The organism is Micromonospora globosa, assembly GCF_000717585.1.
GTDB classification, from domain to species: domain Bacteria; phylum Actinomycetota; class Actinomycetes; order Mycobacteriales; family Micromonosporaceae; genus Micromonospora; species Micromonospora aurantiaca.
This window is the reverse complement of sequence record NZ_JNZR01000004.1, coordinates 109954-130642: the sequence shown is the minus strand read 5'-3', so window position 1 is coordinate 130642 and position 20689 is coordinate 109954. Positions and strand designations below refer to the sequence as shown.

Here is a 20689-nt window from a genome sequence, read left to right as displayed (position 1 = left end):
CGCGTTCGAACTGGGGCAGCCGCGGTTACCCAACGGTTGCCCCAGCCCGTCGTGTCAGTCCTCCTCGATGCCGTGGTCGGCGCGGACCTTCGACGCCTCGGCCTCCCGGCCCTGCTCGTCGAGCGCGCGGGCGAGCAGCCAGGCGGCCTGCGTGGCGGGACGGGAACCGCTGGGCAGCCCGCCCAGGACCGGGCGCAGCAGCCCTTCGGCCTGCTCCGGCCGCCCGTCGCGCAGCAGCAGCTCACCGGTCAGCACCTCGACCTGCGCCGCCTCGCCGAACGCCTCGATCGACCGGAGGCGCTCCGGCACCCCGTCCACCCGGTCCAGCGCGGCGGTGAGACGATCCTCGCCGATCAGCACCCGGGCCACCGCGTCGGCGGCCATCGCCCGCTCGTACGTGACCACCGGCGCCTCGTCGGCCTCGGCCGGGAGCGCGGCCGCCGCCTCGTCCACCCGCTCGATCGCTGCGACCGCGGCCGGCAGGTCGCCGGACCAGTGCAGGGCGAGCAGTTCCCGCCGCCGGGCCCGCAGCTCGTCCACCTGGAAGCCGGCCAGCCGCCAGGCGGTCGCTGCCGCCGCGAACCGCTGCGCGGCCAGGGCGTCCCGGTCGGCGTCGTAGAGCAGGCCACCGGACTCCTCCAGCACCTGCGCCCGGTGGGGGAGATTGTCCGGCCCGTCCAGGTTCTCGGCCAGCGTGTCGAGCACCGTGAGCGCCAGATCCGTCTCGCCGAGGCCGGCGTAGATGCCCGCCAGCATGTGCCGGCACCGGTCCGCCTCGGCCTGCGCGCCGGCCCGGTCGAGCCCGAGCACCGCCTCCTCGGCCACCTCGGCGGCCTCGGCCAGCCGACCGGCCACCCGGTACGCCTCGGCCAGCTCCCAGCGCAGCAGCGCGTCGCCCTCCAGCCCCTGCTCGACGCAGAGCGTGACCGCCTCGGCCAGATCCTCCACCGCCTCGCCGGCCCGGTCGGCGGCCATCAGCGCCCGGCCCCGGGTGACCCGCAGCGGCAGGTGGGCGCCGGCCGGGGCGACCGACAGCGCCTCCTCGCACGCGGCCACCGCGTCGGCCGGGTCGTCGGTGGCGCGGGCGTACGCCAGGCAGGCACCGGTGAGCATCTCGGCGTCGCCCAGCTCGCCCGCCAGCCGGCGGGACCGCGCCGCCGCGTCCCGGAACTCCTCGGCCCGCTCCAACTGCTCCAGCACGTGCGTGCGGTGCAGCGCGACCCGCCCGGCCAGCCACGGATCGGCGTCCGCCTCCGCCTCGGCCCGGTCGAGCGCGTCGAGCGCCTCCGCCCACTGCTCGCGGTGCACGTGGGCGAGGGCCAGCCGGTCCCAGCCGGCGGCCCGGTCACGCGGCTCGCCGTGCTCGGTCAGGTAGCCGGCCGACTCCCGGGCCAGGGCCATCCCCTCGTCCGCGCTCTCCTCGACCATGCTGAGCAGCACACCGAGCCGCCCGGCCACCACCTGGGCGCGCAGCGGGTCCGGCACCTCCCGCCACGCGGCGAGCGCCTCGCGGTTGACCTCGATCGCCACCGGCACGCCGTCGTCGTCCTGGGACAGCTCACCGGCCCGCAGCTCCAGCCGCCAGGCGCGGGTGGTCGCGGGCACGTCGGCGTCACCGAACCGCTCGTCGTACGCGTGCAACGCGGCGACCAGGCCGTCCCGGCGGTTGGTGCGCCAGCACTCCTCGGCCAGCGCGAGCAGTTCGTCCGCGCCGGCGTCGGCGGGCACCGTCACCGGCTGCGGAGAGGCCACCGGCGCGTCCGAGCCGGTCCGCGCGGCGGGCACCGCCGGGCGGCGCAGGCTCGCGGAGAGCGGCAGGTGCTCGCCGACCGGCCCGGCCGCCAGCTTGCGGGCGATCAGGCCGGACTGGTGCGTGGTGCCGTTGCGCGCGTCGAACCGCTCGGCCAGCGCGGTCGCCGTACCGGCCAGCTCGTCGGCGAGCGCACCCGCCGGCACGTCGGCGGCCGGCCGCTCGCCGGAGGCGCGGCGGTGCACAGTCAGCTCGGCCGGCACCTGACGCAGCGCGGCCGAGGCGGCGGCCGCGAAGTGCATCGCGGCGGCAGGGGTGGGCGCGCGGTCCAGCCAGTCGAGATGCCGCTCGACCAGTTCCAGGGCGCGGGCCTCGTTGCCGGTCACGGTGCAGAACTCGACGTGGTCGGCGATGTCCCACAGGTCGGCGAGGTGCCCGCGCACCCGCCGGTACGCCTCCCGGTGCGCGTCCCGCGCCGCGTCGGTGCGGCCGGTCTCGCGGTAGGGCGTGAGCAGCGCGGTGAGGATCCCCTGCGGCTGCTCGCTACAGGTGAGCCGCCCGGCGAGCACCGGCTCGGCCAGCGCCACCGCCTCCTCGTGGCGGCCGTGCCGCACCAGGTGCGCGACCTGCGTGGTCGGGTCGCAGCCGGCGCAGTCGGAGAGCGTGTCGCGCGGGGTGGTCATCCACTTGCGGTACCACTGCTCCGCCGCCTCGTCGTCGCCCAGGTGCGCGGCCACCAGGTAGCGGTGCTTGTAGACCGCCTGGAGCGAGTGCCCGGAGTCGCGGTAACGCCGCTCCATGTCGTCGAGCACCGCGTACGTCCGGTCCAGCGGCAGCTCCGGGAACTTCACCATGGCGTTGACCATGTACTTGAAGAACCAGAGCAGCTGGTGCGTGTAGCGCTGGTGGTAGGGCTGCGGATCCTTGTCGTACTCGGCCAGGCACCAGGAGAACGTGACGAAGGACTTCGCCGGTTCGCCGCCGTAGACGTACGCGGTGGTGCCGGTGACCCGGGCGGCGAAGGCGAGGTGCCTGTCGTCGCCCGCGTCGGCGCGGCGCAGCAACTGCTCCAGCGCGGCGATCTGCCCCGGCCCGTACGGCATGGATTCGATCTCGTGGTGCATCCGCCAGAGGTCGTCGTCAGTCACGGGTCTCTCCCGGTACGGCCCGGCCGAGCAGGCCGAGGAAGGAACTGTTCAGCAGTGCGGCGTCGGCCGCCCGGATCGGGTGGTGCCCGAGCAGCAGGGCCTGCCCGTAGAGCGCCTCGACGGCCAGCCCGACCAGCTCCGGGTCGGCGAGCGTGGTGACCCGGCGGACCAGCGGGTTGCGGTGGTTGAGCACCAGTTGCGGGCGGTCCGGCGGCGCTGAGGCGGCGAGCGCGTCGAGCACGCCGCCCCACAGCTCGTCGGCCCTGTCCCGGCTGGCGGCGAGCTGGTCGTGGAACGCGGCCGACCGGGACACCAGGTAGAGCGCCGGCAGCGAGACCGGGTCGTACGCCCGGATCACGACCTCACAGCCGAGCCGTTCCAGGGCCCGCTGCGCGGCGGTGAGGAACGGCCGCAGGGCCAGTTCGGTCGCCGGGTCGAGGATCTCGAACCGGGTGGTCAGGTCGCTCGGCTCAAGCCGCTCGATCAGCACCGACCGGTCCACTGTGGGCAGCCGTTCGATCAGCTCGGTGTCGTACGTGTAGCCGCCGTTGACCACCGCCACGTCCTGCGCGGCGGCCACGGCGGCGAGCTGGCGGAACTCGTCCAGGCTGGCGGCGTACCGGAGCACGCCGTGCCGCTGCCGGAACTCGGTGAGCGTCATCGTGCCGACGTTGGTGTCCATCGGCCACCACTGGTCGACCAGCCGCAGCATCTCGTCGTCGTGCATCGCGAGCGCCTTGACGCCGAGGTGGTGCACCTGGAGGAACTCGCCGAGCCGGCGCGGGTCGTGCTTGGCGAGGCGGACCAGCCAGCCGCGGATCTGGTCGCCGAGCGCCTCCCGGACGGAGGTGAGAAGCGCGTCCTCGTAGAGCGCCTCGCGGCTGGCGGTGGGCCGCAGCTCGCTGGCGTCGACCACGCAGTGGGCGAAGAAGGCCCACTCGGGCAGCAGCCCGTCGGCGTGCTCGCTGAGCAGCATCCGCTTGAGGTAGACCCGGTGCCCGGCCCGGGCCGCCGGGTTCACCGCGGCGGGCAGGATGAACGCCACGCCGGTCAGGCCGGCTTCGGGCACCGACAGCGGCACCACGTCGAACGGGGCGAAGCCGAGCAGCTCCTGCGCGTACCGCTGGAGGGCGGCCCGGTCCACCGGCGCACCGGGCGTGGTCGGCCACGGCGGCGGGCCGGCGGTGGTCGGCGTGTCACCGACCCGCACGTCGACCGGCAGCAGGCCGCCGTAGAGGCGGGCCAGCTCGGTGACAGTGGGTACGCCGAGCCACTGGTCGGCGTCGCGCCGGGGCACCAGCGTGACTGTCGTGCCGGGCTCGTCGCGGGCCTGTTCCGGCTCGGCGAGCCGTACCGCGTACCGCCCGTCGGACCAGCCCGTCCAGAGCACTGTGGGCTCGTCGGCGTGCCGGGTGACCACCCGGATCTCGTCCGCCACCAGGAAGCAGGAGAGCAGACCGATGCCGAACTGGCCGAGGAACTCGTGCCGGGAGAAGCCCAGCTCGTCGCGCTTGGAGCTGCGGCCGATGGTGGCGAGCAGCTCGTGCACCTGCGCCTCGGTCAGGCCGATGCCGGTGTCGTGCACGCGCAGCGTCCCGTCGCCGGTCAGCTCCGGCGGCTCGATGCGGACCCGGGCCGGGGCTTTCGGCTCGGTGGACCGGCGCGCGGTGATCGCGTCGACGGCGTTCTGGAGCAGCTCGCGCACGTAGACCCGCGGACTGCCGTAGAGGTGATGACTGAGCAGGTCGACCACGCCACGGAGGTCCACCTGGAAGGTGCGGTCCAATCGCGCTCCCGGTTCGGATTTTCGGCGCTCACCGTACCGGTCAGCGCCGACAGTGTCCGTCCCGTTTCACCCCGGCGGCTTGACCCTCCACCGGGTGCAGGGCACACCGTCTCCCGGCATGACGATCACCGCCGTCCCGGGCCGCGACTACCGGCTGCTCTGGTCCGCCGCCGTCTGCTCGCAGGTGGGGGACTCCCTGCGTACGCCGGCTCTGGCCCTGCTGGCCGCCACGCTCACCCGCGACCCTCGCGCGGTAGCCGCGGTGACAGTGGCCGGGCTCCTTCCGCCGCTGCTGTTCGGCCTGCTCAGCGGCGTGTACGCGGACCGGTGGGACCGGCGGCGGACGATGGCGGTGGTGGACGGGGGGCGGGCCGTGGTGGTGGCGGCGCTGGCCTGGTCCGTGGCGACCGGGCACGCCGGGATCGCCACGCTGGTCGTCGTCGCCTCGCTGCTCGCCCTGCTGGGCACGCTCTTCGACGCGTCCGCGTACGCGCTGCTGCCCACTGTGGTGCCACCCGAAAGGCTGGCGGGCGCCAACGCCCGCCTCCAGGCCGGAACCGCGGTCGCGGGGGGATTCGTCGGCGCCCCCTTGGCCGGTGTCCTCTTCGCCGTCTCCCCCGCACTCCCGTTCACCGCCGACGCCCTGACCTTCGCCCTGGCCGCCGTCCTCATCCTCGCCATCCCCGCCCCGACTCCCCGCCGATCTTGCACTTTCCGCCCCGGCAAAGCCGCACAAAAAGGACAGGCGAGGGGCCACAACCGCAAGATCAACGAGAACAAGGGTGGGGTTTGGGAGGGGATTCGGTTTCTTCGACGGGATCGGGTTCTCCGGGCGCTGACAGTCGGGACGGCCGGGTCGAATCTGGCCATCGGAGGGCTGGCCTCGGTGCTCGTGCTCTATGCGCTGGCCGTGCTTCGGGTGCCGGAGGCGGCGTACGGGCTGTTCGCGGCCGGCGCGATCGCGGGCGGGCTGGGCGGCGCGCTGTTCGCCGGACGGCTGGCCGCCCGCTTCGGCACGCTGCCCACGCTGCGTGTCGTGCTGCTCGGTCAGACGCTGGCGCTGGCCGGATTCGCGCTGGCCCGGCACCCGCTGACCGGCGGCCTCGCGATGGCCGGGTTCACCGCCGGCTCCACGATCTGGAACAGCCTGCGGGCGGCGTACGGGCAGCGGCACGTACCCCCGGATCTGCTCGGCCGGGTGGGCGCGGCACAGCGGGTGGCCGGGCTGGCCGCCGCACCGGCCGGCGCGGTGCTGGCCGGTCTCGCCGCCCAGGCGTTCGGCCTGACGCCTGTCCCCTGGGCGGCCGCCGCGGTCTTCGCCCTGGTCACGGCCGCCGTCTGGGTGACCTTCCGAGCGCGCACCGGCCCGCCCGCCGCGCCACCGCACTGATCACCCGCCCCGCGGGTCAGCCACCGGGCCGCGCGGGCTCGAAGCCGGCCAGGCGAACGGCGATCCGGTGACGGACCGGCGGGAGCGTGGAGACCGTCCGGAGCAGCAGATTCCGCAGCGGTCGCACGGCCGGCGGTGCGGCGGCGAGCCGGGTCAGCCCGGCGGCGAAACCGAGCACCTCCTCGGCGCGGGGGCGACGGTCGGCGGCGTACCCGTCGAGGGCCTGCGGGCCGGCGGCGAGCGCGTCGCCGAGGGCGACCGCGTCGCGCAGGCCGAGGTTCATCCCCTGCCCACCGGCCGGGCTGTGCACGTGCGCGGAGTCCCCGGCGAGCAGCACCGGCCCGGACCGGTAGGTGCTCGCGATCCGGTGGTGGATCCGGAACCGGGACGCCCACGCCATGCCGGTGACCCGGTCCGGCCGGCGCGCCGGACCGCGCTCGTCCAGCAGCGCCTGGAAGTGGTGCGCCTGCGGGTCGCGCGGCGCGTCGTCCACAGTGGCGACCAGCCGGACCGTGCCGTCGGGCAGCGGCGCCCAGACCAGCGGGCCCCGGCGGGACAGGAAGAGGCTCACCTGGTCGCGCGGGAGCGCGCTGTCCACGTGGACGTCGGCGAGCAGGAACGACTCCCCGGGGTCGGCCGGGCCGCCGAAGCCGATGCCGGCCAGCTCGCGGACCCGGCTGTGCATCCCGTCCGCGCCGACGACCCGGCGTGCCCGGACCGCGCGGCCGCCGTCGAAGCGGGCGACGGCGCCGTCGCCGTCGAGGTCCAGGCCGGTCATCTCGTACGGCCGCAGCACGCGCCCGCCGAGCGCGGCGAGCTGGTCGGTGAGCACCGCCTCGGTCTCGGCCTGGGAGATCAGCAGCGCGTACGGGTAGCGCGACGGCAACCTGTCGAAGGGGACGGTGACCAGCACCCGGTCCCGGTCGCGGACGCTGAACCGGGCCGAGTGCAGCCCTCGCGCGGCCAGCGGCGCGGCGACCCCGATCCGGTCCAGCACCTCCAGGGTGCCGGCGTGCACGACTGCGGCGCGCGAGGTGACCGGCGGCTCGGCGAGCCGGTCGACGACAGTAGCGGTCACCCCGTGCCGGGCGAGCGTGACCGCCACGGCCAGGCCGGTCGGCCCGGCTCCCACCACGAGGACGTCGGTGCGTTCGGGCAGCATCGCTTCCACCTCCGGGCTCGGTCAACAACTGTTTGCCAACGCCTGTTGACTTCACTGTAGAGCCGATGTCAACACGCGTTGGCATACAGTCGTGGACGTGACCGAACCCGCCACCCGCACCCGCCGCTCGGACGCCACCCGGGCGGCCATCCTGCGTGCCGCCCGGGAACGCTTCGCCGCCGACGGCTACGACCGGGCCACCATCCGGGCCATCGCCGCCGACGCCCGCATCGACCCGTCGATGGTGATGCGCTACTACGGCAGCAAGGAGGGGCTGTTCGCCGCGGCGGCCGAGTTCGACCTGCGCCTGCCCGACCTGGCCGAGGTGCCGCCGGACCGGCTCGGCGAGACACTGACCCGGCACTTCGTACGCCGCTGGGAGGCGGACGGGACACTCGTCGCCCTGCTCCGGGCCGCCGCCACCAACCCCGGCGCGGCCGAACGCATGCGCGGGATCTTCGCCGGCCAGCTCGCCACCGCGGTGGCCCGATCCGGTGCCGACCCGGCGACCGCCGACCGCCGGGCCGGTCTGGTGGCCAGTCAGATCCTCGGTCTCGCGCTCACCCGGTACGTCGTCCGGCTGCCACCCGTGGTGGACCTCGACCCCGAGGAACTGGCCGACTGGGTCGGCCCGACGATTCAGCGCTACCTGACCCAACCTTTGCCCCCGTCCCGCGCGTCTGGCGGGTGACGGAGGGAGGAGCCGGATGGGGCGTGACGCGGACGACGGGCGGGCGGACTACCTCGCCTTCGTCGAGTCGCACCAGCACCGGCTGCTGCGCGCCGCGTACCTGATCTGCGGGAACCGCCACCAGGCCGAGGACCTGCTCCAGGACGCGCTGCTCAAGCTGGCGCTGCGCTGGCCGTCGGTGCGCGACGGCGACCCGGCCGCGTACGTGCGCGCCATCCTCTACCGCGACGCCGTCTCCTGGTGGCGGCGCCGACGCCGGGAGTGGCTCAGCGCATACCCACCGGACCGGCCGGGAGCCGACGCCGACGCGGCGCTGCGGCTCACCGTGCGCGCCGCGCTGGACCGGCTGCCGCCACGTCAGCGGGCCGTCGTGGTGCTGCGCTACTTCGAGGACCTGACCGAGGTCGCCACCGCCGAGGCGCTCGGCGTCACCGTCGGCACCGTCAAGAGCCAGTGCCACGACGCGCTGCGCAAGCTGCGCGACGTCGTACCCGCCCCCGGCACGTCCGGAGACGGCCTGGTGACCGGGATGGAGGCGAACCCGTGAGCGAACCCGAGCTGACCCGGCTGCTGACCCGGGCCGCCGAGGAGATCCGGCCGACCCGGGCCGCCGAGGCAGGATGGGAGCGGGCCGGACGGGTCCGCCGCGCCCGCCGGGCCGCCGGCGCCGCGGCCGTCGCCGTGGTCCTGCTCGGCGGCGGTACGACCGCGCTCCTGCACCGCTCCGGCCCGCCACCGGCCGCACCGCCCCGCCCGACTGTGACGGCGGCACCGAGCGCGCCTGTGGTGCAGCGGCCCCCGGACCGGCTCGGCGAGGCGGGCGACCCGCTGGGCCGGCTCGGCGACCGGGTCGCCTTCGCCCTCTCCGACCGCCCGGTGAGCCGGGCGCTGGCGCTGTACCAGCCGGTCGACCCGCAGACCGGCGACGCCGGTCCGGTCCGGGTGCTGGGTGACGACGGCATGGTCCGGGAACTCGACGTGGTGACGCTCGCGCCCACCCGCGACGCCGAGGGCAACGAGGCCACTCCGCTGAAGCCGGGCAGCCTGTCGCCGGACGGCCGGACCGCCGCGTTCGCGCAGACCGGTGAGGTGGTCGTGGTCGGCCTGACCGACGGCGCGGTCCGCCGCTATCCGCTCACCGGCTACCTGGAACACGTGCTCTGGGCCGGGGACCGGCTGCTGGTCGGGGACAACGACACCACGTACGAGCTGGACCGGCGCACCGGGTCGGCGCGGAAGCTCGCGGTCGACCCGTGGACGCTCGTCGTGCCCGAGCCGGCCCGGTCCGGTGACCTGTTCACAGTCGGCGGCTGGTCCGGGGACGGCGGCCTGGCCGTACGCCGGTTCCCCGCCTCCGGTGGCGCGCCGGAGCGGCGGCCGGTGACCGCCGGGGAGCTTCCCCCCGGCTACCAACTGAACGAGGTCTACGGGCGGGGCTGGCAGCGCGGCGACCGGATCGCCCAGGCCGGGTGGACCACCACCGCGGGCGCCGCCGGCACGATGAGCGGCGCCGAGGGCGTGGCGGTGCTGGACGCCCGTACCGGCGCGGTGACCCGCCTGCTCGACCTCGGGCGCGAGGGCCGGACCAAGGGGTGCTGCGAGGTGCACGGCTGGACCGCCGACGGCGCGGTGCTGCTCCGCTACGACGCCGGGCTGGCCCGGTGGCGGCCGGAGACCGGCGCCGTCGACTGGGTGGCGAGCAACGTCCCCGGCCGGCTGTCGATAACCGCCCGCTGACCGGTCCGGAAGGCGGCCGGACCGGCGTAACAGCGGAACCGGCCGGTCCCGCCGCGGTGACGGCGGGACCGGCCGGGACGCTCAGCGGGTCAGGCCGCCGGGCTGGTCGCCCTTCACGACGGGGGCCCGGACCAGGTTGCCCCACTCGGTCCACGAGCCGTCGTAGTTGCGCACCTGCGGGAACCCGAGCAAGTGGTGCAGCACGAACCAGGTGTGGCTGGACCGCTCGCCGATCCGGCAGTACGCGACCACGTCGTCGGACGGGCTCAGCCCGAGCTGGTCGCCGTAGATGGTGCGCAGCTCGTCGGCGGACTTGAACGTGCCGTCATCGTTCGCGGCGGACTTCCACGGCTTGCTCACCGCGCCCGGGATGTGCCCGCCACGCAGCGCGCCCTCCTGCGGGTAGTCCGGCATGTGCAGCATCTCGCCGGTGTACTCGCCGGGCGAACGCACGTCCACCAGCGGCCGCCCGGCCGCCACGTGCGCCATGACCTGCTCCCGGTACGCGCGGATCGGCGCGTCGTTGCGCTCCGGCACCGGGTACGAGGCGCGGGGCCGGCTCACCTTGTCCCGGGTCAGCTCCCGCCCCTCGGCGATCCACTTCTGCCGGCCGCCGTCGAGCAGCCGTACGTCCTGGTGACCGAAGAGGGAGAAGACCCAGAGGGCGTACGCGGCCCACCAGTTGAAGTTGTCGCCGTAGAAGACGACTGTGTCGTCCCGCCCGATGCCCTTGGCCGCGCACAGCTCGGCGAAGCTCGCGGCGTCCAGGTAGTCGCGGGTGACCTGGTCGTTGAGTTCGGTGTGCCAGTCGACCTTGACGGCGCCGGGGATGTGGCCGGTGTCGTAGAGGAGCACGTCCTCGTCGGACTCGACCACCACGAGCCCTTCGTCGCCCAGGTGCTCGGCCAGCCACTCGGTGGTGACCAGGCGCTGCGGGTCGGCGTACGACTGGAGGTGGGGATGCGGATCGCTCGGCACAGGCATGATCCCCAAGGTACGCCGGATCAGCGCGGTGCGGTGCCGGTCAGGCGCGGCGGTGCACCAGGCGGCCGGCGACCACTGTCGCCAGGCAGGAGCCGTCCGCGTCGAGCACGGCGAGGTCGGCGCGCCCGCCGGTCACCAGCGCGGGCGGCCGGGCGGCGGGCAGCACCGCCACCTCGTTGCGGGCCGCCGCGGAACGCAGCGCCGGGTCGGTGACGTGCTCGTCGAGCACTGCGGCCACGCCGAGCCGGAACAGCGCGTGCACCCGCTCGCGGGGCGTGGGCGCCGGCGGCAGCGGGCCGTCGTGCACGAGCGCCGGCCCGAGCGTGCCGGCCCACCGCCGCACCCGCACCCCGGGGTACGCGCCGGACAGCTCGGCCGTGGGCACTATCGCCTCGACCCGGTCACCGGCGACCACGACGGCGAGCCCGGTGCGGGGTGGGTCGTCGGGTGTCAGCCGCAGCAGGTCGGCGGCGTGGACGGTACGCACGCTCAGTCGCGCTCGACCGGCCCGAGCACCGGCCGCTTGGCGGTGACGAAGTCGCCGGAGGACCGCCCGGTCAGCCGGCGCTTGATCCACGGCGCCAGGTGCCGGCCGGCCCAGCGCAGGTCGGCGGCGCGCGCGGCGAGCCACGGGCTGGGCGCCGGATGCGGCGGCACCATCAGCCACTCCTCCTCGCAGCCGATGCCGAGCGCGGTGAGCACCTGGGCCGCGACCCGGCGGTGGCCGGCGGCCGACAGGTGCAGCCGGTCGGTGCTCCAGAGCAGCGGGTTGAGGTAGGTGTCGTCGGCGTACAGGTCGACCAGGATCGCGCCGTGCCGCTCGGCCACCTCGCCGACCGCGCGGTTGAGCAGCGCGACCCGGGGGGCCACCAGCCGCTGGCCGGGCAGCCGGGCCATCACGTCGGCGAACCGGAACAGCACCACGTCGCTGCCGCCGGACCGCAGCCGCTGCACGACCGAGTCGAAGCGGGGGACGAACGAGTCCGGGTCGAAGCTGCGGCGCAGCACGTCGTTGCCGCCGGCCGCGAAGCTGATCAGGTCGGGCTTCATGGCCAGCGCGGACGGCACCTGCTCGGCCACCACGTTGGGGAACAGCCGGCCGCGGATGGCCAGGTTGGCGTACCCGAAGTCGGGCCCGGCCTCGGCGGCGAGGCGGGTGGCGACCAGATCGGCCCAGCCCCGGTAGCTGCCGTCCGGATACGCGTCGTCCATGCCCTCGGTGAAGCTGTCGCCCACCGCCACGTAGCTGCGCCAGCGCACGGCGCCTCCCTCAGACGTCCCGGCAGAAGTGCGTCGCACAGTCTGTCACCGCGCGGACCGGTCCCGCTGACCCTGGACGCCGGACGTGGCGGATGTCTCGACGTCCTGTTCACGACAGCCACCCGAGGGGACAAATCCGTCCGACACGTCCGGCGGGGCAGAATCCGTCGTCCGGACCGGGGATGATGTCTGCCGTCATCCGGCCGGGCGAAACCGTCCGGCCGGTCCCGCACACGGCACGAGCGAGGAACCACATGACGCAGGGGCACCCACCGGCGGGCTGGCCACCGCCCGGCAACGCCGACCCCCGGTACGCCGCAGCACCGCCGCCCGCGCAGCCGGGACCGTGGGGGCCGCCGCCTGCGACGCCGAAGTCCCGCCGGGGGCTCTGGATCGGGCTCGCGGCGGGTGCGCTCGCGCTTGCGCTCTGCACCGGCACGGCGGTCGGCGTCGGGCTGGGCCTGCGCGGCGACGACGAGGAGGGCCCGGCGCCGAAGGCGGCAGCCGGCGCGAACGGCGTCACCGTCACGAACGCCGAGCTGACCGCCCTGCTCGACCGGCACAGCAAGGCGCTGGCGGCGAAGGATCTGGACGGCTACCTGGCCGCGTTCGACCCGGCCCGTAAGGAGCTGATCGCCGGGCAGACCCAGCTGTTCCGCAACCTGGGGAAGCTGCCGCTGTCGGTGGCCCGCTACGAGACCATCGAGCGGCAGGGCCGCGCCGGCGACGCCTTCGGGCAGGGCGTCACGTTCCAGCTCGACGTCTCGTTCGTGCACCAGCTCGACGGCTTCGACCTGGCCCCGGTCACCGAGTGGTACCGCTGGACGATCGTCCGCACCGGCAAGGACGCGCCGATCCGGGTCACCGCTGTGACCGGCGCTCCGGCCGCCGGGAACGGTGGCTCGAAGACCGTCCACTACCCCGGTCCGTGGGACAAGTGGCGAGAGATCCACGTCGAGCGGACCCCGCACGCCCTGCTCATCGCCGACGCCGCCCGGGCCGGCGTGGCGAAGCGGTACGCCCCGGCCGCCGATGTGGCGGTGACGAACGGTCTGGCCGTGTGGCGGGCCAGCGGGCCGCCCGGCCCGGTGCCGAGCGGCTTCGTCATCACGCTCGCCGACGGCAAGGACGAGATGACCTCGCTCTACCGGATCGGCACCGAGAAGGCCACCGAGGCGGGCTTCTCGCTGGGCCTGGTCGCGGCCGAGCGCAAGGACGGCAAGGACACGATCGGCGGCACCCGCATCGTGGTGGACACCAGCGACCGTTACTTCACCCGTACCGGCGGCGACAACGACGCCCGCATGGTGTTGCGGCACGAGGTGGCGCACTCCCTGATGACGCCCCGCACCGACCTGACCGCTGTGGACGCGTTCAGCAAGCTCGACGAGTGGGTGGTCGAGGGCTTCGCCGAGTACATCGCGTTCCACGGCCGCCCGCTCGGTGCCAGCGAGCGCACCGCGCAGGCCCGGCAGGTGGTCCGCGGCGGGTGGAACGGCACGCTGCCCGGCAACGGCGAGTGGGACGACCCCGACCGGCTGAGCTTCCACTACTGGCTCGGGCACGCCGCGATGAACCACCTCGCCGAGAAGCACGGCGAGGTGAAGCTGTTCCGCTTCGTCGAGGCGGTCTACGGCGGCACCCCGACCGACCGCGCCGCCCGGGACGTGCTGGGCGTGTCGCTCGACGAGTTCCAGGCCGGCTGGGCCGCCTATGTCCGCGCGCAGGCGCGCTGACCGGGAACGGAGACGACGAATGACGTACCAGCACCAGCAGCCGCCGCCCGCGTACCCGCCGGCGGGATGGCCGGGTCCGGTCGGTGCGCCGCCGGCGGCGCCGAAGCGGCGCGGACGCGTGGCGTTGCTCGTCGCCGGTGGCCTGGTGGCCGTACTCGCGGTCGCGGCCGGCACCGCCTACGGCGTGTCCCGGCTGGTCGGCGGCGATGACGACGACGGGAGGAAGCTGCGTACCGCCTGGGTGCTCGACTTCCCGGAGCGGCAGCGCAACGGGCTGAAGACGTACGACGGGCAGGACATGTTCGGCGCCTGGCTGGTCGGCGACGCGGTGGTCCGGGCCCAGCCGGACGGCATCATCGCCTACCGGCTCGACGACGGCGCCCAGGCGTGGGGCGTGCCCGCGCCCCAGGCGACCTCGCTGTGCGCGGCCGCGCAGACGCTCGCCGAGGGGCGGGGTGTGGTGGCGCTCGGTTCCGCCGACTCGTGCGACACGATCGTCGGCTTCGACGCTGCCGCCGGCACGCAGACGTGGCGGGCGACGTTCCCCGTCGAACGCCGGACGGGCCGGTCCGAGATCGTCGCCCCGGACCTGTCGGTGACCGCCGGGCAGGTGGTCGTCCGCAGCGGCGAGAACGTCCTCGGCTACTCGCTGGCCGACGGCAAGCGGCTGTGGCAGACCGACGCCGACCGGCTGCTGCCGGGCCGCGACTGCCGCCTGACCGACGCGCAGGCCGCCGGGGACCAGGCCGTTGTGACCGCGCTCTGCGACGGCGACCGGGGCGCGCTGCTCGGTCTGGACCCGGCCACCGGCAAGCCGCGCTGGCAGCAGAAACTGCCCGCAGCGCAGCAGAGCGCCGGGGTGCTGAGCGTCGACCCGCTGGTCAGCCTGCCCGGTCTGAGCACCGAGACGTTCGTCGCGCGCGACGCCGCCGGCAAGGCGCGGGCCACGTTCGGCAACCCCGTCGACGGTACGCGGTTCAGCGACCTGCCGGTCAACCGTTCCAACACGGTGAGCGGGCCGGGGATCCGGCCGTACCTGGCCGACGCGGACACGCTCTACCTGCCCACCGAGGCGACGAACGTCGGCGGCAAGATGCGCCAAGCCAACCAGGTGGTGGCGATCGACCTGGCCACCGGGAATCGGCGCTGGGTGTCGGCCGGGCACACCGACAGCGAGGTGGAACTCGTCCGCCTCGACGAACAGGGCCTGCTGGCGTGGGAGGTGGGCGACCGGCGTGACCTCGCGCCACGGCTGGTCCGGATCGACCCGGCCACCGGCGAGGTCACAGTCGTGGCCGAGGCGCCGCTGTCGGCCGGCACCGAGGGCAGCGACGCGAAGGTGCTGGAGCGAGACGGCACAGTGGTGCTGGTGCCGTGGAAGCACGTCACAGCGGATGCGGCGATCACCGTGCTGCGCTGAAAAGACACGGGGCGGGCCACCCGTCGGTGACCCGCCCCGCGTCGCCTTTCGTCAGGCAGGCACGTAAGCCAGCAGCAGCGCCCCGCTCAGCCCGGCCGGCTCGGTCACCGTCCCGACCGGCTGGAAACGCTTGTCCAGAACGCTGATGCCGTTGTCGCGCCGGACCAGCACCGTGCCGTCGGTGCTGAACAGGATGCTCCGCACCTCGCCCGTGCCGGGCAGGTCGACCACCTTGCTGGTCCTGGTGTCGACCACCGCGAAGCTCCCGTCGTTGCGGGTCTCGTCCTTGTTGATCCAGCCGACGGCCACGTACCGGCCGTCCGCCGAGACGCTGCGGACCCGCCAGCCGTCGTAGCGGGCCGCCTGGGCCGTCGGCGGCGTGTAGCGGTAGAACGTCACCTTCGGGTCGGTCGTCGCGTACGGCCGCCCCTCGGAGACGGCGGCCCAGTTGCGGCCGTCCGGCGTCCACCACTTCAGAGTCTCGTTGCCGGCGTCGCCGTCGGCGGGCTTGCGGCTGCTCAGGTCGATGAGCGCCATGTGGCCGTCCTGCTGCACCAGCACCCGGTCGTTGGTGTTCCACACGAGCGGGTCGCCGCCGTCGCAGGGCGCCTTGCCGGAGAAGGGCGGCTCCGTCGCGATGGTGGCCCGGTCGCTGCCGTCGATCCGGGTGGTCACGAGCTTGCCGGCCTCCGCTCCGGCTGCTCCCTCCACCCAGGCCAGCCGCTCGCCGTACGGCGAGATGGTGATGGTGTTCCGGACGCAGTCGCCGCCGCCGTACGGGACGCTGGCGCTCACCCGGTCGGTGCCGCCCTTGACGACGTGCACCTCCGCGGCCTGCTCGCCGAACGACAGGTAGTACCGGGTGCCGGGCAGTGCGGCGGAGGAGGCGTCCGACGGGCTCGGGGCGGCGGACGACGGTGCGGCGGCGGACGACTGCCCGGCTGCGGGGGCGGACGGCGTGGACCCGCCGTCGCCGCAGGCGCTCACGCCCACGGCGACGAACGCGGCGGCGGCGAGGGCGGCGACGGTACGTAGTCCGCGGGCGCTGGTGACGATGACGTTCACGATTCGATCCTCGGGGGTTGGTTGGTGCGCGTCTCTGATGCACTCCCAGACGTCGGTTTCGATCTGCATGGTTGCCGCCTGATCGAAAGAACTTCGGCCCCGGGTCGGCGGACGCGGACATGCCCCCGGCGCACGAAGCGCCAGGGGCCTGTAGGGGTTGTCTGAGGCGGCTCAGGGCACGTACGCCAGCAGTGCCCGGTTCCGGGTCGGTGCCGGCTCGGTCACCGTGCCGAGTGGCTTGAACTCACGGTCGAGGACCGTGATGCCGGTGCCGCGCCGCAGCAGCACCGTGCCGTCGGCGCTGAACAGGATGCTCCGCACCTCGCCCGTGCCGGGCAGGTCGACCACCTTGCTGGTCCTGGTGTCGACGACCGCGAAGCTGCCGTCCCGGCGGGACGGGTCGGTGCCGATCCAGCCCACTGCCACGTAGCGGCCGTCGGTGGACACGCTGCGGGCCTCCCAGCCGTCCCACTTCGCGGCCTCCTGCTGGGGAGGGGTGTAGGTGTACTGCCGCAGGTCGGTGGTGTCCGAGACGTAGGGTTTGCCGTCCGACTCGGCGGCCAGCCAGGTGCCGTCGGCGGACCAGCAGCGTTTGGTCTCCTGGCCCGGGTCGCCGACGACCTGCTTGTTGGCCACCACGTCGTAGAGCACGGACTGGCCGTTCTTCCGCTGCACCATCAGCCGGTCGTCGCCCTTCCACCGCATCGGCCGGGCGCCGAAACAACTGATCCCCTCCGCGAGGGTCGTCGCCCCCTTGTCTCCGACGGTGGCGATCAGCAGCACCCCGCTCGCGTTGTCGGTGCTGTCCTGCACCCAGACCACCCGCTTGCCGTCCGGCGAGACGCTGACGGTGTTGGACTCGCAGCGAGAGGCGGCCTCGTGGACGACCTCGTGGACCACCCGGTCCCGCGTCCCGCGGACCTCGTGGATCCGCGATCGGGTGGACGTCTGCTCCAGGTAGTAGCGGGTACCGGCGAGCGCCGACTGCGACTGGCCGGTGGCGGTACTCGCGTCGGGGGAGGGCGTACGGGACGGCTCGACCGGCGGGGCGGTGACTGTGACCGACGGGCCGGCCGGTGCGGGCGCCTGGCTGTTCGGCCGGATCGCCAGCGCGGTCCCGGTCGCGGCGGCCAGTACCACGAGCGCGGCGGCGGAGGTGGCGACGGCCCGCTGGATGCCGAGCCGCCGCGAGGTACGCAGCGCCCGGTCCCGCAGGTCGACCGGGGTGACCTCCTCGGCCAGGTCGGACAGGTCGAGACGCAGTCGGTCCTGGTTCATCGGGCGGTTCCTTCCGTGACGTACAGCTCGGCGAGCTCCGGGGCCACGCTGCGCAGCTTCGCCAGCGCCTTGGAGGTCTGGCTCTTGACGGTGCCGACGGTCACGCCGAGCAGGTCGGCGGCCTCGGATTCGGTGCGGTCCTCGAAGAACCGCAGGACCAGCACGGCCCGTTGCTTGGCGGACAGCCGGGCCAGCGCGGCCCGGAGAGCCAGCCGGAGCGTGGTCTGCTGGGCGTGGTCGGGGGCCGAGTCGCCTCCGCGCGGCTCGGGCATGTCGCCCGGCATCGACTCGGCCACCCGGCGGCGCCGCCACCAGGAGACCTGCAGGTGGTACATGGTCTTCCGGGTGTACGCCTCCGCGTTGCCGGTCTCGTGCAACCGGTTCCAGGCACGGTGGGTACGGGCGAGGGCGGACTGGACGAGATCCTCGGCCAGATGCTGGTCGCCGGTCAGCAGGTAGGCGGATCGCAGTAACGCGGGGGTACGAGTTCGGACGAACAGGTCGAACTCATTCAGGAGAGGGTCCACACGAGCCGGTCCTTGGGGTCAGGTGGTACATCAGCGTGACGCCTTCCGAGACGCCACCTGTGCACGCCATGGTTGCCGCCGCCGGTGACTCTTTCTCGACAGCCCTCGGCCGGACGTCAGCAGTCGAAGACCGACCAGCAGATGTCGTTGCGCAGGCGCTGGTCGTCCAGGACCAGGTCGCGGATCTCCGCCGGGAGCTGGTCGCGCTGCCACCGGCACTCGTCGCGCCCGGCCGCCTCGCCAAGACCGGCGGGTGCCGCCGCGCGTACCGCCTTGATCGCGTACGCGGCGGCACCGAGTTCGTGGGCGGCCACGTGGGCCACGACGGCGGCCTGACCGGCGGCGTACGCGGCGTTGCGTGCCGCCCCGCGCAGGTCCCGGGCCGCACCCATGGCGTGACCGCCCGCCGCACGCGCCTCCATCATCCTGACCTCGCCCCGCACCCAGGCCCGGGCGTGCTCGATCGCCTCGCGTGGGCGGCTGTCCTCCGGCCGGACCGCCTCGAACAGGCCGAGGACGTGCTCGGCGCAGATGGCGGCCCAGAGCGCCAGCAGGTGGTGGTGCTCGTCGGTGAGAGTGCCGCCCCGGCGGATCGTCGTGAACCGGGGATCGCGGACCTTCGGCAGGATCACGACGCGGCCTCCGGCCCGGCGGTGCCCTGGCGCAGGTCGTGGTCCAGAGTGCTCATCAGCCGGGCGACCCGGCTGCCGCCGCCGGTCAGCGGCGGATAGCGGCGGAGCACGTCGACGAGCACCGGCGTGGCGAGCCGTCGGGACCGGTCCACCTGCGAATCCCCGACGGCCTCGTCGCCGCCGGCCTCCAGTTCGGCGACGCGCGCGGCGTTGGCGGCCGCCCGCAGGATGTGACCGACCTGGGTGGCCTTCGCGATGGGGTGCAGGTACGCGGCCGCGGCGGCGTCACCCGCGGCCCGGGCGGCCAGGCGCGCGGCCTCGGTGGGCGCGGACCGGGCGGCCCGGTGCGCGTCGAGGGACGTGACCCGCTGGAGTCTCGTCCGGGCGGCGCCGCGCGCGAACGTCCAGGCCGCGTCGACAGCCGCGCGGGGACGCGGGTCACCGGGAACCGCCCGCTCGTAGACCGGGAGCACGTCCTCCGCGTGCCGGACCGCGTACCGCGCCACCTCGCGCAGCTCGTCCGTCGTCAGGTCGAAGTCCCCGGGCGCTGTCATGTCGCGGGCATCGTATCGGTGATGCTGCGCCGGTACGGGCCCCAGCCGACGAACCGCTCGAACAGCTCGCGCGGGGTCGGCCCGTCCTGCGGGTTGAGGCGGAACAGGTCGTGGGTGGCCTCGTGGTAGAGCCCGGACAGGTAGACGGCCAGGTCGACGGGGTGGTCCGCGTACTCGACCTTGAGCAGCAGGCGGGCCTGCGCGCAGGGCCACGGTCCGCCGCAGGCGCGGCAGAGCCAGAGCGGCCGGATCGGCAGGTGGGCCGGGTGGTCCGGCGGGTAGGGGCGGGTGCTCACCTTCACGCCCGACGCCTGGCGTGCCTTCGTCCGGCTCAGCGGGCGCCGCGCGTCGAGCTGATCAGCACTGTGTGCTTGCGTACCCGGAAGGCGCCCTCGGCGTCGATGCGGGCCTCGATCGCGGCGCGGGCGGCCGCCTCCTGCGCGGCGGGCAGCGGCCCGATCATGCTGGCGACGTACGCGAGGATCGGCTCCGCGGCGGGCACCACCAGCTCGTCCGGGTAGCGCTCGACCGTCACGTCGTCGAAGTGGGCGGCGACCCGGGCCGGTGTCGTCTCGGCGGTCACGTCGTTCCGGTCGTGGAACCGGACAGCCAGGTCGGGGCGCCCGATCACCGCGCCGAGCGTGTTCAGCTCGGCCATGTGGTCGCGGCCGTTCACGGCGACGGCGAGCCGCCCGCCGGGGCGCAGCACCCGGGCGAACTCGCGCAGCGCGGCGTCCGGATCGTCCAGGTGGTAGAGCATGCTGTTGGCGATCACCGCGTCGGCGACGCCGGTGCGGAACGGCAGGTGCGTGGCGTCGCAGCGCAGCACCCGCGCGCCGGGCACCTCGCGCAGCCGCGCGCACATGGCGGGCGAGAAGTCGGTGAGGGTGAGTCGGCCGCGACGGCCGACCCGGCGCCACAGCTCGCCGGTGCCGGCGCCCACCTCCAGCACGTCGCCGGACAGCGGCAGCCGCTCGCCGAGCCAGGCGAACCAGTCCTGCGGGTTGGTGCCGTACGAGTGCAGCGCCATGCGGGCGGTCAGGTTGCCCGTCGTCGTCGCGTACTGGCTCACGGCGCGAGCCGAAGGAGTGGTGGTCATCCGCCGAACTTAGAGGAAGCGGTTCTCCGGGATCCCCGGTATTAAGCGTTGCTAGCTACCGGTACCTAGTGTTACTTTCTACTGGTACTCAGCGACGCTCAATAGCGAGGGAACGAGGACATGGCCAACCAGATGACGGAGATGCTGAAGGGCACCCTCGAAGGCATCGTCCTGGCGATCCTGGCCCGGCGATCCGCGTACGGCTACGAGATCACCGCCTGGCTGCGCGACCGCGGATTCTCGGACATCGCGGAAGGCACCATCTACGCGCTGCTCGTCCGCGTCGAGCAACGCGGTTTCGTGGACGTGGAGAAGGTTCCCTCCGAGAAGGGGCCCCCGCGGAAGGTGTATTCGATCAACGCAAAGGGGCGGGATCAGCTCGCCGAGTTCTGGCGGACGTGGAGCGTCCTCGCGGAACGCATCGACCACCTTCGTGACGACGACGACCGGCACGACGAAGGAGCATGAGC

Annotated in this window: 20 protein-coding genes; 7 read left to right on the top strand and 13 right to left on the bottom strand. The window is 74.3% G+C overall.

Translation table 11 applies throughout. From position 1 onward, the window contains the following. Nucleotides 1-54: 54 nt before the first annotated feature. Together IF06_RS0106635 and IF06_RS0106630 are read right to left on the bottom strand one after the other, a co-directional pair. The gene (locus tag IF06_RS0106635) at nt 55-2898 is read right to left on the bottom strand and encodes a hypothetical protein (protein WP_030269619.1); all 2844 of its coding nucleotides are present in this window, start codon (nt 2896-2898) and stop codon (nt 55-57) included. Continuing rightward, nucleotides 2891-4684, bottom strand: coding sequence for an HSP90 family protein (locus IF06_RS0106630; protein ID WP_030269617.1), 1794 nt, complete (start codon nt 4682-4684; stop codon nt 2891-2893). The genes IF06_RS0106635 and IF06_RS0106630 overlap by 8 nt, the downstream gene beginning before the upstream one ends. Before the next feature lie 118 nt (nt 4685-4802). Between IF06_RS0106630 and IF06_RS0106625 the strand changes: the two genes are divergently transcribed. After that, entirely contained in the window at nt 4803-6074 is a 1272-nt protein-coding gene (locus IF06_RS0106625; protein WP_030269615.1) for an MFS transporter, read from the top strand. 16 nt (nt 6075-6090) lie between these two features. On the opposite strand, the gene IF06_RS0106620 is transcribed toward IF06_RS0106625, so the two are convergent. Then, a complete protein-coding gene (locus tag IF06_RS0106620; protein WP_030269614.1) occupies nt 6091-7236 on the bottom strand; it encodes an FAD-dependent monooxygenase in 1146 nt (381 codons plus the stop codon). Nucleotides 7237-7327: 91 nt separating this feature from the next. On the opposite strand from IF06_RS0106620, the gene IF06_RS0106615 reads away from it, so the two are divergent. From IF06_RS0106615 to IF06_RS0106605, 3 genes are read left to right on the top strand one after another with little or no spacing between them, the layout of a single operon-like run. Continuing rightward, nucleotides 7328-7927 carry a TetR family transcriptional regulator gene (locus tag IF06_RS0106615; protein ID WP_013283279.1) on the top strand — a complete coding sequence of 200 codons (600 nt, stop codon included), beginning with the start codon at nt 7328-7330 and terminating at the stop codon, nt 7925-7927. Nucleotides 7928-7943: 16 nt separating this feature from the next. Next, complete coding sequence (locus IF06_RS0106610) at nt 7944-8474, top strand: SigE family RNA polymerase sigma factor (protein WP_013283278.1); 531 nt, start codon at nt 7944-7946, stop codon at nt 8472-8474. Further along, a complete protein-coding gene (locus IF06_RS0106605) occupies nt 8471-9664 on the top strand; it encodes a hypothetical protein (RefSeq protein WP_030269613.1) in 1194 nt (397 codons plus the stop codon). The genes IF06_RS0106610 and IF06_RS0106605 overlap by 4 nt, the downstream gene beginning before the upstream one ends. Nucleotides 9665-9745: 81 nt before the next feature. Here the strand turns inward: IF06_RS0106605 and IF06_RS0106600 are convergent, their stop codons facing one another. From IF06_RS0106600 to IF06_RS0106590, 3 genes are read right to left on the bottom strand one after another with little or no spacing between them, the layout of a single operon-like run. Then, a complete protein-coding gene (locus IF06_RS0106600) occupies nt 9746-10648 on the bottom strand; it encodes a sulfurtransferase (protein WP_013473341.1) in 903 nt (300 codons plus the stop codon). A 40-nt stretch (nt 10649-10688) separates the two neighbouring features. Next, nucleotides 10689-11135 carry a hypothetical protein gene (locus tag IF06_RS0106595; RefSeq protein WP_030269612.1) on the bottom strand — a complete coding sequence of 149 codons (447 nt, stop codon included), beginning with the start codon at nt 11133-11135 and terminating at the stop codon, nt 10689-10691. Between the two features lie 2 nt (nt 11136-11137). After that, nucleotides 11138-11908 carry an SGNH/GDSL hydrolase family protein gene (locus IF06_RS0106590; protein WP_013473339.1) on the bottom strand — a complete coding sequence of 257 codons (771 nt, stop codon included), beginning with the start codon at nt 11906-11908 and terminating at the stop codon, nt 11138-11140. Nucleotides 11909-12162: 254 nt separating this feature from the next. On the opposite strand from IF06_RS0106590, the gene IF06_RS0106585 reads away from it, so the two are divergent. Both IF06_RS0106585 and IF06_RS0106580 read left to right on the top strand, forming a co-directional pair. After that, a complete protein-coding gene (locus IF06_RS0106585) occupies nt 12163-13644 on the top strand; it encodes a hypothetical protein (protein ID WP_030269610.1) in 1482 nt (493 codons plus the stop codon). Nucleotides 13645-13663: 19 nt separating this feature from the next. Continuing rightward, nucleotides 13664-15064: a PQQ-like beta-propeller repeat protein gene (locus IF06_RS0106580; RefSeq protein WP_030269608.1), complete on the top strand. Its 1401-nt coding sequence runs from the start codon at nt 13664-13666 to the stop codon at nt 15062-15064. 51 nt (nt 15065-15115) lie between these two features. On the opposite strand, the gene IF06_RS0106575 is transcribed toward IF06_RS0106580, so the two are convergent. From IF06_RS0106575 to IF06_RS0106545, 7 genes are all read right to left on the bottom strand, one after another. Further along, on the bottom strand, nt 15116-16129 hold the full coding sequence (locus IF06_RS0106575) for a hypothetical protein (protein WP_232236630.1): 1014 nt from the start codon (nt 16127-16129) through the stop codon (nt 15116-15118). A 171-nt stretch (nt 16130-16300) separates the two neighbouring features. Continuing rightward, nucleotides 16301-17407, bottom strand: coding sequence for a hypothetical protein (locus tag IF06_RS0106570; RefSeq protein WP_030269606.1), 1107 nt, complete (start codon nt 17405-17407; stop codon nt 16301-16303). Next, the gene (locus IF06_RS0106565; protein WP_030269604.1) at nt 17404-17934 is read right to left on the bottom strand and encodes a SigE family RNA polymerase sigma factor; all 531 of its coding nucleotides are present in this window, start codon (nt 17932-17934) and stop codon (nt 17404-17406) included. The genes IF06_RS0106570 and IF06_RS0106565 overlap by 4 nt, the downstream gene beginning before the upstream one ends. A 116-nt stretch (nt 17935-18050) precedes the next feature. Continuing rightward, nucleotides 18051-18566: a putative immunity protein gene (locus tag IF06_RS0106560; protein ID WP_030269603.1), complete on the bottom strand. Its 516-nt coding sequence runs from the start codon at nt 18564-18566 to the stop codon at nt 18051-18053. Then, nucleotides 18563-19120, bottom strand: coding sequence for a putative immunity protein (locus IF06_RS0106555; protein ID WP_030269600.1), 558 nt, complete (start codon nt 19118-19120; stop codon nt 18563-18565). The genes IF06_RS0106560 and IF06_RS0106555 overlap by 4 nt, the downstream gene beginning before the upstream one ends. After that, complete coding sequence (locus IF06_RS0106550; RefSeq protein ID WP_036310341.1) at nt 19117-19422, bottom strand: hypothetical protein; 306 nt, start codon at nt 19420-19422, stop codon at nt 19117-19119. The genes IF06_RS0106555 and IF06_RS0106550 overlap by 4 nt, the downstream gene beginning before the upstream one ends. A gap of 29 nt (nt 19423-19451) precedes the next feature. After that, the gene (locus tag IF06_RS0106545) at nt 19452-20219 is read right to left on the bottom strand and encodes a class I SAM-dependent methyltransferase (protein ID WP_030269597.1); all 768 of its coding nucleotides are present in this window, start codon (nt 20217-20219) and stop codon (nt 19452-19454) included. A gap of 120 nt (nt 20220-20339) precedes the next feature. On the opposite strand from IF06_RS0106545, the gene IF06_RS0106540 reads away from it, so the two are divergent. Beyond that, the gene (locus tag IF06_RS0106540) at nt 20340-20687 is read left to right on the top strand and encodes a PadR family transcriptional regulator (RefSeq protein WP_013283262.1); all 348 of its coding nucleotides are present in this window, start codon (nt 20340-20342) and stop codon (nt 20685-20687) included. The last annotated feature ends 2 nt before the right edge of the window (nt 20688-20689 follow it).